The 16,723-nt window shown below is 47.3% G+C and carries 12 protein-coding genes; 7 read left to right on the forward strand and 5 right to left on the reverse strand.

Going from position 1 to position 16,723, the window contains the following annotated elements; all coding sequences use genetic code 11:
• Nucleotides 1-750: 750 nt before the first annotated feature.
• Together LZG72_RS15425 and LZG72_RS15430 are read right to left on the reverse strand one after the other, a co-directional pair.
• Nucleotides 751-951 (reverse strand): hypothetical protein, encoded by a 201-nt coding sequence (locus LZG72_RS15425; protein WP_233874051.1) that lies wholly within the window; start codon nucleotides 949-951, stop codon nucleotides 751-753.
• Nucleotides 952-1,025: 74 nt separating this feature from the next.
• Nucleotides 1,026-1,892: an AraC family transcriptional regulator gene (locus LZG72_RS15430; RefSeq protein WP_233874053.1), complete on the reverse strand. Its 867-nt coding sequence runs from the start codon at nucleotides 1,890-1,892 to the stop codon at nucleotides 1,026-1,028.
• Between the two features lie 164 nt (nucleotides 1,893-2,056).
• Here LZG72_RS15430 and LZG72_RS15435 point away from each other — a divergent pair, with 164 nt between their 5' ends.
• From LZG72_RS15435 to LZG72_RS15460, 6 genes are read left to right on the forward strand one after another with little or no spacing between them, the layout of a single operon-like run.
• Complete coding sequence (locus tag LZG72_RS15435; protein ID WP_233874056.1) at nucleotides 2,057-5,095, forward strand: TonB-dependent receptor; 3,039 nt, start codon at nucleotides 2,057-2,059, stop codon at nucleotides 5,093-5,095.
• A 25-nt stretch (nucleotides 5,096-5,120) separates the two neighbouring features.
• Nucleotides 5,121-6,782 (forward strand): RagB/SusD family nutrient uptake outer membrane protein, encoded by a 1,662-nt coding sequence (locus LZG72_RS15440; RefSeq protein ID WP_233874059.1) that lies wholly within the window; start codon nucleotides 5,121-5,123, stop codon nucleotides 6,780-6,782.
• A 34-nt stretch (nucleotides 6,783-6,816) separates the two neighbouring features.
• Nucleotides 6,817-8,052, forward strand: a complete 1,236-nt coding sequence (locus LZG72_RS15445) for a sialidase family protein (RefSeq protein WP_233874062.1) — start codon at nucleotides 6,817-6,819, stop codon at nucleotides 8,050-8,052.
• Nucleotides 8,053-8,112: 60 nt separating this feature from the next.
• A complete protein-coding gene (locus LZG72_RS15450; protein ID WP_409017711.1) occupies nucleotides 8,113-9,132 on the forward strand; it encodes a bile acid:sodium symporter family protein in 1,020 nt (339 codons plus the stop codon).
• Nucleotide 9,133: 1 nt separating this feature from the next.
• Nucleotides 9,134-10,231, forward strand: a complete 1,098-nt coding sequence (locus LZG72_RS15455) for an aminoglycoside phosphotransferase family protein (protein ID WP_233874068.1) — start codon at nucleotides 9,134-9,136, stop codon at nucleotides 10,229-10,231.
• A complete protein-coding gene (locus LZG72_RS15460) occupies nucleotides 10,228-11,004 on the forward strand; it encodes an HpcH/HpaI aldolase/citrate lyase family protein (protein ID WP_233874071.1) in 777 nt (258 codons plus the stop codon). Before LZG72_RS15455 ends, LZG72_RS15460 begins: the two co-directional genes overlap by 4 nt.
• Here LZG72_RS15460 and LZG72_RS15465 read toward each other — a convergent pair.
• The 3 genes from LZG72_RS15465 to LZG72_RS15475 all read right to left on the reverse strand — a co-directional run bounded on the left by LZG72_RS15465 (nucleotide 10,979) and on the right by LZG72_RS15475 (nucleotide 15,296).
• On the reverse strand, nucleotides 10,979-12,982 hold the full coding sequence (locus LZG72_RS15465; protein WP_233874075.1) for a hypothetical protein: 2,004 nt from the start codon (nucleotides 12,980-12,982) through the stop codon (nucleotides 10,979-10,981). The two genes, LZG72_RS15460 and LZG72_RS15465, sit on opposite strands and share 26 nt — an antisense overlap.
• The gene (locus LZG72_RS15470; protein ID WP_233874078.1) at nucleotides 12,973-13,794 is read right to left on the reverse strand and encodes a hypothetical protein; all 822 of its coding nucleotides are present in this window, start codon (nucleotides 13,792-13,794) and stop codon (nucleotides 12,973-12,975) included. Before LZG72_RS15470 ends, LZG72_RS15465 begins: the two co-directional genes overlap by 10 nt.
• A gap of 257 nt (nucleotides 13,795-14,051) precedes the next feature.
• The gene (locus LZG72_RS15475) at nucleotides 14,052-15,296 is read right to left on the reverse strand and encodes a hypothetical protein (protein WP_233874081.1); all 1,245 of its coding nucleotides are present in this window, start codon (nucleotides 15,294-15,296) and stop codon (nucleotides 14,052-14,054) included.
• A gap of 502 nt (nucleotides 15,297-15,798) precedes the next feature.
• Here LZG72_RS15475 and LZG72_RS15480 point away from each other — a divergent pair.
• On the forward strand, nucleotides 15,799-16,686 hold the full coding sequence (locus LZG72_RS15480) for a dienelactone hydrolase family protein (protein WP_233874084.1): 888 nt from the start codon (nucleotides 15,799-15,801) through the stop codon (nucleotides 16,684-16,686).
• The last annotated feature ends 37 nt before the right edge of the window (nucleotides 16,687-16,723 follow it).

The following is a 16,723-nucleotide window of genomic DNA, read 5'->3' on the forward strand; positions in this document are numbered from 1 at the left end:
AACGCAATCCCGCAAAACAAGCGTCTTAGCGATTGATCTGAGTTTTTAAACCGTTATTCCAAGTTATAAAAAACCCAAATGAAAGAGGGTGCCTCAGTTTTTAATTGAGACACCCTCTTCCTGTTTCTAGAAAGTGCTTCTATTAAGTTCAACGTGGCTCCGGAGGTGCCTCCTGAAATTAACGACAAACAGGAGGCCCCACTGGGGCCTATTTCTCGTGGTATTATCCTTTCTAGAAACAGGGAGCCGCTCTGCGGCTGCTGGATTGAGATGTTTTGCTAGGATACTAGTTACATGCGCAATTCGAATGGAGAAGATTTGGGGTGACTCAAAAACAGCTCCTGAGGAGCCTCCTGTTTCTAGAAATTGCTTTTTATTAAGTTCAACGCGGCTCCGTAGGTGCCTCCTGAAATTAACGGACAAACAGGAGGCCCCGCTGGGCCCATTATCAATGACGTATGGTTTTCTAGAAACAGGGAGCCGCTCTGCGGCTGCTGGATTGAGATGTTTTGCTAGGATACTAGTTACATGCGCAATTCGAATGGAGAAGATTTGGGGTGACGCAAAAACAGCTCCTGAGGATCTTCCTGTTTCTAGAAAGTGCTTTTTATTAAGTTCAACGCGGCTCCGGAGGTGCCTCCTGAAATTAACGGACAAACAGGAGGCCCATTATCAATGACGTATGTTTTTCTAGAAACAGGGGGCCGCTCTGCGGCCGCTGGATTTGATATGTTGTCAAGGATATAATAACTACACGGAAGCAAATTTAGGGGAGGAGATTTGAGTACAGTATACGTCCCGCTCCTTAAACGGCAAATCCGGGAAAGCCGCAGTCAACGTTTTGATCCCCTGAGTGGTCGCGTCCATTACATCCACTTTCCCATTGGTGATGAGTTGAAACCCGGTACTGCCATATTGAATAAACAGGCGGTTCGCATCGGAGGCGATCATGTTGGCAGTTACCCGAATGGATTACTTCGTTTTCCAGGAAAATTATTAAAAAAAATCGCTTCTTCCCGAATGGGTCAAAAATGACATTTACGCTTGTATTCGAGTGGCGTAAGTCCGGTGATTCTTTTGAAATGTCCAAAGAAATTGGAGCGGTTGTTGAAGCCGCATTCAAAGCAAATCGCCTCGGCAGTGATTGAACTGTCTTCAATCAACATCCGCTGGGCATGACTAATGCGAATTTCGATCAGAAAATCATGAAATGTCTTTTTGGTCATCATCTTGAAATACCGGCAAAAAGACGTAACACTGAGATTAGCGACCGAGGCGATTTCTTCGAGCGTTAATTCCCGTTTATAGTTAGTGAGCGTGTAAGTATAAACCTTGTTGAGCCGATCAGCCTCTTCTTTGCTGGACTGGTAGGAAGACTTTTCAGAAATCACCTGCATATCGTCACTTTCGCTCAGGATTTCCAGCATGTTCAGGATCATCACTACTCTTTTTAATCCGGTTGCTTTTACCGATTGGCGCATTAAAACAATTAATTTTTCACGCGTTTCCCCGGTAATGACCAATCCGGCTTTGGCTTTGTCATACAGGTTCAGAATCGCAGTTGACTCAGGTTTTGAAAGAAAATCCTGACCGAGGAAATCCGGTAGAAACTGCACGACAATCGCTTCCGCCGTCACTTTCGGATCCCGTCGGAAGTACTTTTCATTGCAGCGCCACATATGCGGAAGGTTTTCGCCGAGCAGCAGCAGCTCCCCCGAATCGAAATTGCTCACATTATCCCCCACAAACCGCACGCCTTCTCCTCTGACGATATAATGCAGTTCGAGTTCCGGATGGTAATGCCACGCCGTACCGAAATTGGGCAAAGTATGATGACGGGACAGGTGCGAGCTCAAAACATCGCGGGGTACAAGATAAAACTGAGGTTTCATGTGGGTTGAAGTCTGAATTTCATCACAAGGTAATTTTATAAAAAACCAATAAAAAGTGATATGATAATTGGACGTACATTATGGATAATTATTTGAACACGTTTTAGGATTGTTTCGGGGAGATTTGCAGAACATAACAGTTCCAATATTTACCGGAAGAAAATATGATAAACCCTTTAAAACTCAAAAGATCCGTTCAGGATGTAATGCAGGGCGGATTGCTGCGGATTGTGCTGGTCATCCTGATTCTCCCCATTTCCCAGGCCTTTTCCGAAAATCTGGCAGCAGACCGTATTGTACGCGGCACGGTGAAGGATGCAGAAACCAATGCAGGCCTGCCCGGTGTAAACCTGATCATCAAAGGCAGCCAGCAGGGAACCACCACCAATGTCGACGGAAAGTACGAGATCTCTGTCCCTCACGACAGCACCGTCCTGGTGATCAGCTTCGTAGGTTATCTTTCTCACAGCGTGGTGGTTGGCAGCAACAACACGCTGGATATCAGCCTGAAAGTCGACCAGAAAGCGCTGGACGAGGTAGTCGTAGTAGGTTACGGAACCCAATCCCGCCGAAATGTGACGGGTTCGGTGGTAAAGGTAGATATGAAGCAAACGGAGAATTTGCCGAATACGAATATCTCTCAGGCGCTCAGAGGCCGAGTGGCGGGCGTGCAGTTCACAGATAGCGGCAGACCGGGCCAGGGCGGATCCATTCTCGTGCGGGGGCCCAGGTCGCTGAGCGGCGGGAATAATCCGCTGATCGTACTGGATGGGATATTCTTTAATGGCAGTCTGGCAGATGTCAATCCCAACGACATCGAGTCGATGGAAGTACTAAAAGATGCCAGTGCTGCCGCGATTTATGGATCGCGCGCAGCCAATGGTGTGATACTGATCACTTCCAAAAAAGGAACGACCGAGAAGCCGACCATCCGGTTTAATATGTTTACCGGAGTTTCGGATTTTGCTTACAAAGTAAAATTACTGACGCCGGAACGCTACATTCAAAAAGTGCTGGACTACCGGCAGGTAGCAGGGCTGACTTATGACCCGGCCCAGATCACGAGTTACCTGCAACCTTCTGAAGTCGAGAATTACGAAAGCGGAAAAACCACCGATCCGTGGGACCTGGTTTCTCAAAAAGGAAGAATCAACTCCTATGACCTGAGTATTTCGGGAAGATCAAACACGACCAATTACTATGTTTCGGCAGCGCTGACAAATGAAAAAGGACTGATATTCAATGATAATCAAAAGCGTCTCTCGCTTCGCGCGAACCTGGAAACCGACGTTGCAAAATGGTTGACAATCGGATTTAGTTCCACGTTTATCCGTCGGGATCTCTCAGGAAAAGAAGCCGACTCTCCATATAGTGTGAGCCCATACGGGACTCCATTCTACGAGGATGGCGAACCGACGCAATGGCTGGTTCCCGAAGATCAAATATCTACCAATCCGATCAGAAGTGCGCTTTTGACCAGAAATGAAGAGGTATACACCAATATTTTTGCCAATTTCTACGCCATGCTGAACATTCCGGCGGTTGAAGGATTGACATATCGGGTAAATTATTCGCCCAACTACCGCTGGCAGCACAATTACAATTTCTTTCGGCAGGATAAGCATTTCGCGGGCAACACCACCAGCGCGGGCAAATTCAACCGGGAAGATTTTGACTGGGTATTGGAAAACATCCTGACCTACAACCGGCAGATCAATGAAAACCACGCCTTTGACATTACTCTACTTTACGGCCGAAACCATCTCGGCTTCGAATCCACAACAGCGAATGCATCACAGCTTTCGTCTGAAGCTCTGGGCTGGAATGATCTCGGACTTGGCGGCATATTAACCAATACTTCGTCTGCCGGTTTCACCGACGGCCTTTCCTCCATGGCCCGGCTCAACTACCGCATCAAAAACAAATACTTACTTACCCTTACCGCCAGACGGGATGGCAGCTCTGTTTTTGCCGCAAACAACAAGTATGCGACTTTCCCATCTGGTTCACTTGCCTGGATTGCTTCGGAAGAACCTTTTCTCAAAGACGTTCCATTCGTCGATATGCTGAAAGTGAGGGCTTCGTATGGAGCTGTGGGCAACCAGGCGATCAGTCCTTATCAGTCGTTGAGCCTTTCCAGCACCACCCGTTATGTATATGGCGATGGCGGGCCCTCTTCGCTTGGCGTATATCCATCATCGATGGCCAACAGCGATCTGAAATGGGAAACCACTTACACCGCCAACTTCGCCGTCGACTTTGAATTGTTTAAAGGCAGGCTCGGCGGAACATTCGAACTCTATAATATGGATACCCGAAACTTGCTGGTGCAACGTTCTTTGCCGACCATGACAGGCTACAATTCAGTCTGGACGAACCTGGGAGCTACCAATAATAAAGGATTGGAATTCAGCATCAATTCGATCAACCTGAGAAAAGGGAAATTTGAATGGGGCAGCAATGTGGTTTTTTCTACCAATAAAAATAAGATTGTTCATTTGTATCAATCTGATACCAATGGTGACGGAAAAGAGGATGATGATTTGGGCAATAAATGGTTTATCGGTCAGCCTGTTAATGTCGCTTATGATTATATCATGGACGGTGTTTATCAGGTTGGTGATGAAATTCCCGCCGGTTTCAAGCCAGGGTATATCAGATTAAAGGACCTGAATGGAGATAGCAAAGTCACTGCCGCGGACGACCGAACCATTGTAGGTCAAATGGGCCAGCCGAAGATCCGATGGGGCGTCACCAACAATTTTACCTACAATAACCTTACACTTTCTGTTTTTGTAAATGCAATGCAGGGCTGGATTGCGACATTGAACGAACTGGACATTGAATACTTTCTGTCCGGTTCGGGAAATTATCCCAATCGCCCCGTGAACCGTCTGGATGCCGGCTGGTGGACGCCGGAGAACAAATCCAACACCCGCCCGTCCCTTGGCTATCCTAACCCTTACCTTCATAATTATTACCTGAGCCGCAATTTCGTCCGGATCCAGGATGTTTCGCTCACCTATCAGGTTCCGAAAAATGTTCTCTCGAGGGTTAAATTAGCCAATGCAAGAGTTTTCGTGAATGGTAAGAACCTGGCGACGTTTACCAAATGGCTGGGAACCGATCCCGAAAGCGGAGGCACCGCCAAAGGATTTCCTGTTCCAAGAAGTTTCACACTCGGCTTGAACCTGGGCTTTTAATCTTCAAAATCAAAGACTTTTCATTATGAAATACATACCCTACTTCATTGGGCGAACACTTTCCCGGTACCCTGTTCTGCTCGTAGTATTCTGCCTTTCAATGGCCTCGTGTAAAGATGATTTCCTGGAAGAAAAGCCGGTGGCCTCATTGAGTTCCGAAGTAGTGCTTTCTTCCAAAGCAGGTTTTGAGAGCTATATTACCGCATTACACATGTCGGCCCGGGAAGAACTGGGCAAGTTTGACTCATTCGGCTGGTACATCAATCAGCAAATGGGGACGGACATTGCATGCAGCGGCGAAAACGCAGCGGCTAATTTTCGAAATTATGACACTTACCTGACCTCTGCCACCCAGGTGGTGCAGCGATATTGGGACTGGGCCTATTCGGATATGCTTTTGAAAGCCAATACCATTATTGTTTATGCCAACAAACCTGAACTGAATGGGATTTGGGCCAATGAAGCCGAAAAGAATGCCATCATCGCGGAAGCACGCTTTTTTCGCGCCTATACCCATAATTTCCTGGCAAATCTGTATGGATCTGTTCCAATCGTCGATACCATTTACGCAGGCCCGAAAACGGATTTTGTTAAAAATACCAGGGAAGAAGTGTATCAATCGGCGCGCGCGGATCTTGAATTTGCCTCCAAATGGTTACCTGCAACGGTGGTGAAAGCCAATGAAGGCCGGGTTGTAAAAGGAGCTGCGGACCATTTACTTTCAGAGGTTTATATCAGTCTAAAACAATATGACAAAGCCGTAGAAAGTGCGTCACTCGTTATAAATTCCGGCATTTACAGTTTAATGACCACTCGTTTTGGTTCGGAAAAAGATTTGCCGGGAGATGTGTATTCGGATCTTTTTAAAGACGGAAATCAAAATCGCAGCTCGGGAAACCTCGAATCGATTTTCAACTGGCAGTTTGAAGATCAGACTCCGGGCGGACAGGGTGGTAACAATGGAAATTACCTTCTGCGAGCATGGGCGCCGTTTTATATTAATGTAAAAGATCCCGACGGCAAGCCCGGAATGGTGATCGTGGATAGCCTGGGCCGCGGGGTAGGTTGGGTAAGACCGACCAATTATTTTCTCTATAACCTGTGGGAAGACAACTGGTCGAACGATATCCGGAATTCGAGATATAACATTCGCCGCGACCATTATTATACCAATCCGGCTTCGGCCTATTTCAGGAAAATGGTTGAAAAAAGTCACTATGCCAAGCTGGATACCTTCCAAATGCTTTATCCGACCTTGCGGAAAGTAGAAGGAAAAGTAGGCAAGTCAGGAAATAACACAACGGGCCGTACTTTTAAAGATGTAATGGTTTATCGACTTGCAGAAACGTATCTGCTTCGGGCAGAGGCTTATATGTATAAAGGGGATTTGGAAAAAGCCGCAACTGATATCAACAAAGTTCGTCTCCGCTCACAGGCTAAACCTGTATTGGCCAGCAAGGTGAACCTCGATTACATATTAGACGAACGTGGACGGGAGCTGATCACCGAAGAACCGCGCCACCGCACATTGGTCAGGACAGGAAAACTGGTGGAGCGCGTCCGAAAATACAATATGCGAGCAGATACCAGGGCCACCATTCAGGATAAACATGCATTCTGGCCCATTCCGCAAACCGCTATCGATGCAAATTTCAGCAGGAAGTTAGAACAAAACCCAGGCTATTAATTTCTCATTTTCAGTTATGATAAAACACTTAACAATGGTTGAAAAACAGCTGATTCATTTTGGATTCTGTTTGATAATGCTTGGTCTGAGTATAACGGACATTAGCGCGCAATCGGCCAGTGAAACGACCAAAGATCCGGGTCTGGAACAACCTATTCTTAACACTTCCCCTCTTCCCGATTACGACTACGACCGGCTGGATTACGGCATGACCATCGGCATCGAACGAACGCCAAAAGGCAGAATATGGGCTTGCTGGGTCGCCGGCGGCGATAATGACGATGCATTTTTTGTCCTGAACACCAGCGATAATGACGGCAAAACATGGTCCGCCCCGAAGCTGGTCATTGATCCGCATAACCCCTCGCTGAAAGAAAAACGGAGAACCGTAGTTGGATGTTTGTGGCTGGACCCGCTCGGACGGTTGTGGTTATTTTTCGATCAATCGATGACCATGTTCGATGGCAGGGACGGAAATTACTATACGATCTGCGAAAATCCAGACAGCGACAGGCCGGTATGGTCAAAGCCGGTCAGAGTTAGCAATGGCTGTACCTTGAACAAGCCGGTTGTTTTGAAAGATGGAACCTGGATCCTCCCCGTTTCCCTTTGGGACAGAACTAAAATAAAAGATCCGTACAAAGAAGCTTTCCATGAATTGGATGATGAAAGAATGGCCAATGTTTATGCATCGACCGACCAGGGAAAAACATGGACCCGTCGCGGGGGAGTCCGCTATCCGCAAGCCCAATTCGACGAGCATCACGTCATTGAGCGCAAAGACGGAACGCTTTGGATGACTGCCCGCACGGCGACCGGACTTTGGCAAAGTGTCTCTACCGATCAGGGGAAAACCTGGTCCGAACCCGCTAAGTATCAGGAACACATCAGTTCCCGTCATTTCATACGTCGGCTGCAATCCGGAAGAATTTTGCTGGTGCGCCACGGCGGGCTGAATGAGAAAACGAGGTTCCGGTCCAAATTCACCGCCTACCTGTCCGAAGACGATGGCAAAACCTGGATCGGTGGTTTAATGCTCGATGAGCGTCGCGGTATTTCTTATCCGGATGGTTTTCAGGCTCCCGACGGTACATTATATGTTTCGTATGATTACAGCCGTGACTTTGCCGGGGAAATAGTAATGGCCAGGTTTACCGAGCAGGACATTCTCGATGGGAAGTTTTCAGGCAAGAAATCAAAAGCGAAGATACTGATCAGCAAGCCGTTAGGCTTGGACAAACTTCCCGCCCCATCCGAAAAAAGTAAGTAGCCAATCATGACTTTTTACAAATTATCAGCAGCGCTTTCCTGCCTGTGTTTCGCGATAGCCATGTTGATGGTGATCACTGGCAATACGGTTTTGGTCGGCCCGGCGCTCATTGTATCCTTTCTCCTGGTGGCTGTCGCTTTCCGGGGATATGATCATCTGAAAGGGTTTTCCTACACCATGTTCATTCTTGCGGCGGTAACTACAGCTTTGTCTTATCCCCACTATTTTGTCGAATATAATGGGTTCAAATTCACCGGATTGATCACGCCGCTCATCCAGCTCATCATGTTTGGAATGGGTACTTCCATGAGTTTTGAAGACTTCGCGGGGGTCGTCAAAATGCCGAAGGGCGTTTTTATCGGGGTTACCAGTCACTTTCTGATTATGCCGCTGCTGGGTTTTGTATTGGCCAACATCAGCGGGCTCGAACCGGAAATCGCGGCGGGAATTATCCTCATCGGTTGCTCACCAAATGGGATGGCATCCAATGTGATATCGTATCTGGCCAAAGCAAATCTGGCGCTTTCGATTACCATTACCGCCATTTCCACTTCGCTGGCCCCATTTATTACGCCACTTCTCATGAAGCTTCTTGCCGGCGCATTTGTTGAAATTAATGCATTAAATATGATGTGGGACATTGCCAAAATGGTCATCCTGCCAATTGGCGCCGGACTGCTTTTCAACAAATTGTTCAGCGGGAAAGTAAAATGGCTGGATGAGGCCATGCCACTGGTTTCCATGTTCGGGATCGCCTTTTCCATTGTCGTGATCACCGCCGCGGGCAGGGATAGTCTGATCAAAATCGGACCGCTGCTTCTTTTGCTCGTTTTAATCCATAATCTGTGCGGCTACCTGCTGGGTTACTGGTCGGCCAGGATGTTCAAAATGAATGAACGGGATTGCCGCACCGTCGCGATTGAAGTAGGTATGCAAAATGGTGGCCTCGCCTCCGGCATCGCCAAAGAAATGGGCAAAATAGCCACCATAGGTCTCGCTCCCGCCATTTTTGGCCCCCTAATGAATGTAACCGGTTCCATTCTGGCTTCGTGGTGGCACCGAAAAACTCCTGAAAACTGATATGTCAAATCGAATAGCAATACACTACTGGAAGTGTGACCGCCCGTCGGCATTTTACACGCTAACCAATGAACGGCTCACGGACAGCGACTCGCTCGCCATTGAAAAGTCTTTAAAACACCAACTGGAAAAAAGGTTTGGGATCCGTTCATTTTCACTCCGCAAGGCTGGCGGACAAGGAAATCACATCACTTATCTCGCTGAATATGAAAACGATACTTACTTTCTCCGTCTGGAAAATGGCCCTGAGGGGGACGATTACATGGAGATCGAGGCAAAAGTACTGGATCTGGTACGTCAGGCCGGAGTTCCCACGCCGAAGGTTTATGCCGTAGACGCAACCCGGTCCGAGGTAACGTTTTCCTATCAAATGCTGGAATTCAGCAACTATCCGGATTTAAATAAAATTTACAAAGACGGAAATCTGGACCTCGTCCGCATTGCGGAGACCATCGGCGAGAATATCGCAAAATGGCAATCCATCACGCCAGCTGGTTTCGGCCCGTTTAATCCGGGATTATTGAGGCAGTATGATGAATTAAAAGGCCTGCACAAAACCTATCCGGACTACTACTTTCTTAACTGGAACAAGCATCTCAATTTTCTGGTAGAAGGCGGTTTGCTGACTGAAACCGAAGCAATGGATATTGAAATACTGGTCGGAAGGCACAGGCATTACCTGGAACTGGATCAGGGCTGTCTGGTCCATAAAGATCTGGCGCTCTGGAATATTCTTGGAAATGCGGATGAGATCAAAGCATTCATCGATTGGGACGATACCATTTGCGGCGACCCCACCGATGATCTTTCCTTGCTCGCCTGTTTCCATTCCGGCGAGGTGGTCGCGGCTGCGATTCAGGGATATCAAAAAGGCCGGGAGCTTCCTAAACATTTCCTGACCAGGTTCTGGCTGCATTTAATAAGAAATATTATTGTAAAAGCCGTTATACGTGTCGGAGGTGGCTATTTCGACCGCAAATCAGATTTCTTCCTGTTGGGCTCGGGAGCAACCGGTACATCGCTCAGGGATTTTACAAAACGACGAATCGAGCTAGCCTGCGAGGGTTTGCAGAACTTGAAACAAATCAAAGACCTATGAAAGCCGACGCCCGTCATTTAGGAATTGGAACCTGGTTATCGATCGGCTCCCCCGTCATCGCCGAAATGGCTTCGGAATGTGGTTTCGAATGGTTATTGCTGGACCTGGAACACGGCTGCATTACTGAATCCGGTGTGCTAGCTTGTCTGCAAGCCGCAAAAAGGGAGGATATCAAACTGATCGTCCGCGTGGGTTCGCTGGATACTGCGCTGATCGCGCACGTACTCGACTGGGGCGCGTCGGGTATTATGCTGCCACATGTTTCTACGCCCGGGCAGGCCGAAATGTGTGTACGTGCCATGCAATATCCCCCGCATGGTTCGCGTGGGTTTTCCAGTTCTGCACGTGCATTTAAATACGGCTTGAATGCACCGAAAAATATGCTGGAATGGGTTCCTCCGCTTTTTTTAGCCCAAATTGAAAATTATGACGGTGTCGTAAATTCAGAAGCGATCGCCGCGGTCGGGGGTGTCGATATGCTTTTCGTGGGACCGGCAGACCTTAAACTGGCTCTTTCCTTTCACTCCGGAGAAAAGCAAATGTCATTTGATGAGGCATTAATCAATGTAAATCAATCGGCACAAATACATGGGAAACAAACCGGTATTCTGGTTCGAAATCCGCAAGATATTCCTGCATTACAGCAAACAGGGTTTACCTGCCTGGCACTGGGCTCGGATGTGTCCTACCTCAGGGATGGGTTTCTGGGAAGTTTGAAAGGGATTAAAGCTGAAAAGTCCCCGGCTTCTACCAAAAACGAACTCCGATCTTAACTCCGAATTTATTGAAACCTGCCTCGATCTTTTGAAACGTGGTAGACAGGTGAGGCACCTCGGACTTGTAAATGCTACCCAGCCCGGCAGCCCCGAAAGCTTCCAGAAATGCCCCAAAATGAACTTTTTGAATTTCTACACCCAAACCTCCGGACAAGAATAACATGGTCTTTTGAAGATCTGCCACATCATCGCTTTCGGTAAATGTAGAATGGTTTTCATATTTATAAGACAATGGAACCTGCAATTCCGGGCCAAATCTCACATAAGGCCGAAGCTTCCCCGGATTGGTATTCGGAAGATGCAGTTTGATCCCCAGCGACACATTCACCCCGTCGATCGTAAAATCCTCTAATGTCGATCCGGTGGAGCCGGTGGAATAAAAACTGGTTTTAAAGTATTCAACACCCACCAGGAATTCTGCCAGGTTCTTGTGGTCGATATAGGCTAATGCGATCCCACCCGAGGCCATCCAGCCGGTTGCCATATCTCTTTTTACGTCCCCGACGCTGTATTCAGGCATTACTGCTGCAAAACTCCCGATCAGTTGCGGGCGCCACCAGCTGCCGCCTTTGCAGTTTTTGGCCAGATCCAAACCGTTTTTTATTTCTTGATCCAGTGCGGCCTGGTTACAAGTCCTGACCGACTTCATTTGCTCATAGATTTCCGCCGTTCTGGCGCACTCGCCAATTTTGTTGAAGTCTTCAATCTTGTTCCGATAGCCCGTCAGAATGCTGTCACTTTCGGCAAATCTGCTGATGGAATCGTTCAAACTTGCGTACGATTTCAGAATTGCAGCGGCATTGTTACAACCATTGAGAAAAGTCACCGTTTCTCTCCACAACCGTTTTGACCGAACGATGTTGCAGTTTGAAAGTTCTCTGCGCACCAATGTGATTCCTCTCGTGAAACTTTCGAGCCCGCTGCAATCCGCAGTATTACGCGGCCGGGGAGTGGGAGGTGCAGGAAGTGTAGCCACATAGCTGGAATACTCATTCTGAATGCAGCCTTTCATGGTCGACCGGATCTCGGCCGGAAGTTCGTCCGTCCAGGAAATCAGGCTTGTGTAGGCACTTCTCACCGTTTCGGCGTTGGTTTTGTTCTTTTTGAGTATATCGATTTTTTGCCGGGTACTTTTAAATTCCTTTAATCTGGTAATGAGAAAATCAGATGTTTTAATGGTCGACTTATTTGTTTCCACATGCCTGATCAAAAGGTCTATATCGCAAAGCTTCGCGATCTCCGGAAGAGATTCCTTACCGTCCAGTCCGCTACTTAATTCTCTGATTCTCGTCTCAATCTCCGGAATGTCGATATTCCGAATGTCCCGGTAAGTTTCGAGCGCTTTTAGTTCCTCGTATGAAGAGCGGGTTTTCGCGGCGTTTCCTAAGTTTTTACTACCCCATTTTGAAAGTTCATCCGCGATCCTCAGCCCATCCACATACTGTTCTCTGAGCGTACTATTTGCATTCCCGCCCAGTGTTTTGGCATTTGTGAAGTCACTTTTTGCGCCTGTAGTATCCAGCTTACTCAGCTTTTGGCGTCCGCGGTGCGCGAACTCAAAGCCGGTAATGACGCGTTGCTGGGATGTCAATTCGGAGAGATTTCCTTTGTTGATCTGGTTCAGACAGTCTTCAATTTTATCCTCAAAAAAACGAAGCGTACCGATGTCCCTTAATTTCCGGTACTCCTTGAATTTATCGAGCGCTTCCGCATATTGTTCTTTTTTATAAAGCCTTTCTCCTTCTTTTACCAGCTCATTAATGACATTGATCTGCCTCGTCCGCAACATGAAACTTGAATCTCGGGGATAAGACTTATACAATGCCAATGCTTCATTAAACTTCCCTGCATCGAGTTTTTCCTCGGCAATCATCCAGACGGAGTAAAGCTCTTTTTTTGTGAATTTTTCCTGTGACCAGGCTAATCCGGCATTTAAAAAAAGCAATAGGAAAGTCAGGTAAATGGTTAATCGCATTTCAAAGGTACCGTTTGAGTTAGTGAGGCTGCGTATTGGTAATAATTGTTCGGAATGTGGCTCAGTTCTTTGGCATTCGCATTCTTAAAATCCTGACATTTCTCGTCCGCCGATTTTCGGAACTCTGCGGCCAGTTGCTGCAGCCTGGGATGCCGGGGATTAGCCTTGAATGCGTTTTTGAAGTTCTGATTAGCCACGCTGTAATCTTCGTCTTCGACGGCTTTCAAACCATTATTTATATAGGTATCAAAAACCTGTTGGTCGGGCGCTGCCGGTAATTCTGTTTCAGGTTTAATGGCTGGTGCAGTCGGTTCAGCTGCCACGGTTGCCGATGCATTAGGATCCGGGATTACTGTGCTGGCCTGATCAGGCTGACTGGCCAAAGTGTCTGCTGCCGGAAAGGAAGCCTGACTTTGGGTGGGTAACAACTCATCGTCCGACACAATCACGGTCGGCTCACCCCTCATTTCATCAAACCGAGAGTAACGGTAAATCCAGTTTGCAATCCGGTTTGACACCACTGGACCATTCGCGAAAAAGCTCCATATCATAATTCCGAGAATCACAAATGCAGCTGCATAAAGCCACTTTGGAAGTCTGGTTGCCTGTTTGGAAAACTTAAGAAACAAAAACGCTGCAATTCCCACCGGCAGGATAGCCACCAGACCGAGCATTCCAAACAGAAGTAGAGAAAAGATCAGAAAAAGGGTGGCAGGTATGCCGGACGAGACGGCACGGCCCCGTTTATGGTACTTTTTGAGGTCATCGGTATCCATCCAACCGACCTCCATTTTTTCATTGTTTTCAGGCATAACCGTTGAGTCTGCTACTTTCAGTATTCTATTTTCCCGGTCATTTCAATGACCCTCATTCCAATACAATCTTCAATTTCCTGAAAATTATTTTGGAAAACTATTTTATGGTTGTACAAATGGCCTCGCTGATACCCGATAAAAAGCCAAAACGGACTTATGAGATAAACCCGACAAGCCCGTTTTTATTCAAATATAAGTTCAGGATCATAATTCCTGGCGTCTGCTGATCTTGAGAAAACTTTTTTTAATCAACCCTATTTAAACCCAAATATCAAAGGAAACAAAAACGTTACGATCACAGTCCACAGGAAATAGACCGGCAGGTACAATGCAATGGTTTTCCCAACTCCGGCAATATCCGATTTTTTAGAGAGTACCCTGAAAAGCTGCGCCGCTACCAAAAGAAGATTGATCAAAATTAAAATATTACTGCCTAGCACCGCAGCCCGGTTCGGTGTAATACCCCATTCCGAGATCCTGAACAAAATCGCAGACAGTGCGACGGCATTCACGAGTATAGTAACAACCGACAGCAGAAGTACCACCACTATTTCCGTCTGACTTTTCGTGCTTTTAGCCGTTTCGGCCACCGAAAAGAAAATGATCGCCATTACGCCAATCAACAACGCATTGAAAATCAACAGAAACTCACGGTCGTTATAAGGATCTTTTCCCGAATAGGCGATCGCTACCAGATAAATGACCAGCATCACCAACACCAGCGGACTGAATATCCGGGCAATCACCGGCGAAACTTTACCTACCAGCTGCGGATTGGTCTGCGTAAGATAAGTACCGACTATCGGCGCGGCGGCAAGTCCGAAAATCCCGAAATATTGGAAATAAAGCTCTTCAATCCCAAATCCGATCAGTTTGAAAAGGTTGATCGTTAAGCCGGTCATAATGCCGCCGGCGATCAGGATCAGCGTTGTCATGACGATCAGGTCGCCATTGTACCTCAAATAACCGAGCCGCTTATCGACATTATTCCTTGGTTCGCCCACAAATGCAAATGCAAGTATCGCCCATAAAAACAGGCCTAAATGAATGCACGATAAGACCAGGGTATCGCTGTCTCTCACATCCGGCAGGGAATTAATAAAAATCAACCCCGTGAGCATGGCCCCGGCTATCAGCGCGATTTTACCGACTGAAAGATTATTTTTCCAGGCAAAATAGGCCGACAGCGCCGGAAAAACGATAAACCCAATATTCCGGGGATAGAAAAACTCTTCATCAATGGAGAAAAATCCAGGCAACTTTGCGATCAACCCCGCTATCAGGGAAGCAATGATCACAAACACCAGGTCTTTGCTGTTGCCCCAGGAGACGTCTTCGTTGCCGGAACTTAACCGTTCGTTCCAAAACCGGACAAGCATATTGTCGGTAAGCTCGGGGTATAAAGCTTTAAATGCGCGTTTAAAGGATGGTTTGTCGGCCCGGTACAACCTTTCAAGCTGCTCAGGGTTGTCGAGATTGGCTAAGATTTCGTTTTTCATAAAAACAGTCTGACACATTAATTGGTGAATTGAAAAGTACTTTGTGATACAAAGTAAATCAATTCTGAAAATACTATGCAAGACATTACGCTTTTTTATTGTGCCGGAAATGTCTTTCTAGAAACAGGAGGCCCCGCTGGGGCCGCATTTACGTTTTGGATCCGATTTCCTAGAAGCAGGAGGCCCCGCTGGGGCCACATTTACGTTTTAGATCCGATTTCCTAGAAACAGGAGGCCCCGCTGGGGCCCATTCGTTTAACTCCCCATAATTGTGAATGCAGCCGCGGAGCGGCTTCCTGTTTCTAGAAAGGAATAGCAGCACAGAAATAGGGCCCCGGCGGGGCCTCCTCGCATTTGCTGGAAACAGGTAGCTTCTCCGAAACTTGGTCTGGCAACGATAACATAAATTCATTTTTGCGCCTTTCATAAAATCAAGGTAACTTTTGAAGACAAAGGCGATTCCAGTGTAGATCGCAAAACCTAAAACTTTATAGAGAACAACATGAGCGAGATCAAAAAAGAGGATATTAAGCAGGAAGTCTTCGATTTGTACGACGACTATGCCCACGACCGGATCGACAGGCGAAATTTTATGCAAAGTCTGTCGGCCTATGCCGTCGGCGGGATGACCGTTGCTTCTCTGATGAGTTTTTTAATGCCTGATTATCAAGGAAATATCCAGGTTCAGGCAAATGATCCCCGCCTGAAATCGGACTACATTACTTATGATTCTCCAAAAGGCGGAAAGAAAATCAAAGCATTATTATCCAAACCCGAAGGTGCGACGGGCAAGCTGGGAGGCGTTATCGTGGTCCACGAAAACCGCGGCCTGAACCCATATATCGAGGATGTAGGCCGCAGAGCCGCATTGGCAGGTTTCCTTTCTATTGCTCCCGACGCATTAACCCCCCTCGGCGGCTACCCGGGCAACGACGATCAGGGTAGGGAAATGCAAAGCAAACGCGACAGGAACGAAATGTCCGAAGACTTTATCGCCGCATTTGAATATCTGAAAAACCACAAAGATTGCAATGGAAAAATCGGTGTCGTTGGGTTCTGCTTTGGCGGCGGGATTTCCAACATGATGGCGGTCCGCGTGCCGGAACTGGCAGCTTCGGTACCTTTTTACGGAGGCCAACCTGCGGTGGAAGATGTCCCGAAAATCAAAGCCCCGCTGCTTTTGCATTACGCCTCGCTGGATACGCGCGTAAATGAAGGCTGGCCGGCGTATGAAAAAGCATTAAAAGAAAACAAAAAAGAATATACGGCGTACATCTATCCCGACGTAAATCACGGTTTCCACAACGATACTACGCCGCGTTACGATAAAGCGGCGGCCGAACTTGCCTGGAAACGTACCATTGATTTTTTCAATGAAAAGCTGGCATAAATAAGGAAGTCGTTTAGCCCGGCGCGCCGGGCTAAAC

The organism is Dyadobacter sp. CY323 (assembly GCF_021390245.1).
In the GTDB taxonomy this organism is placed as follows: domain Bacteria; phylum Bacteroidota; class Bacteroidia; order Cytophagales; family Spirosomataceae; genus Dyadobacter.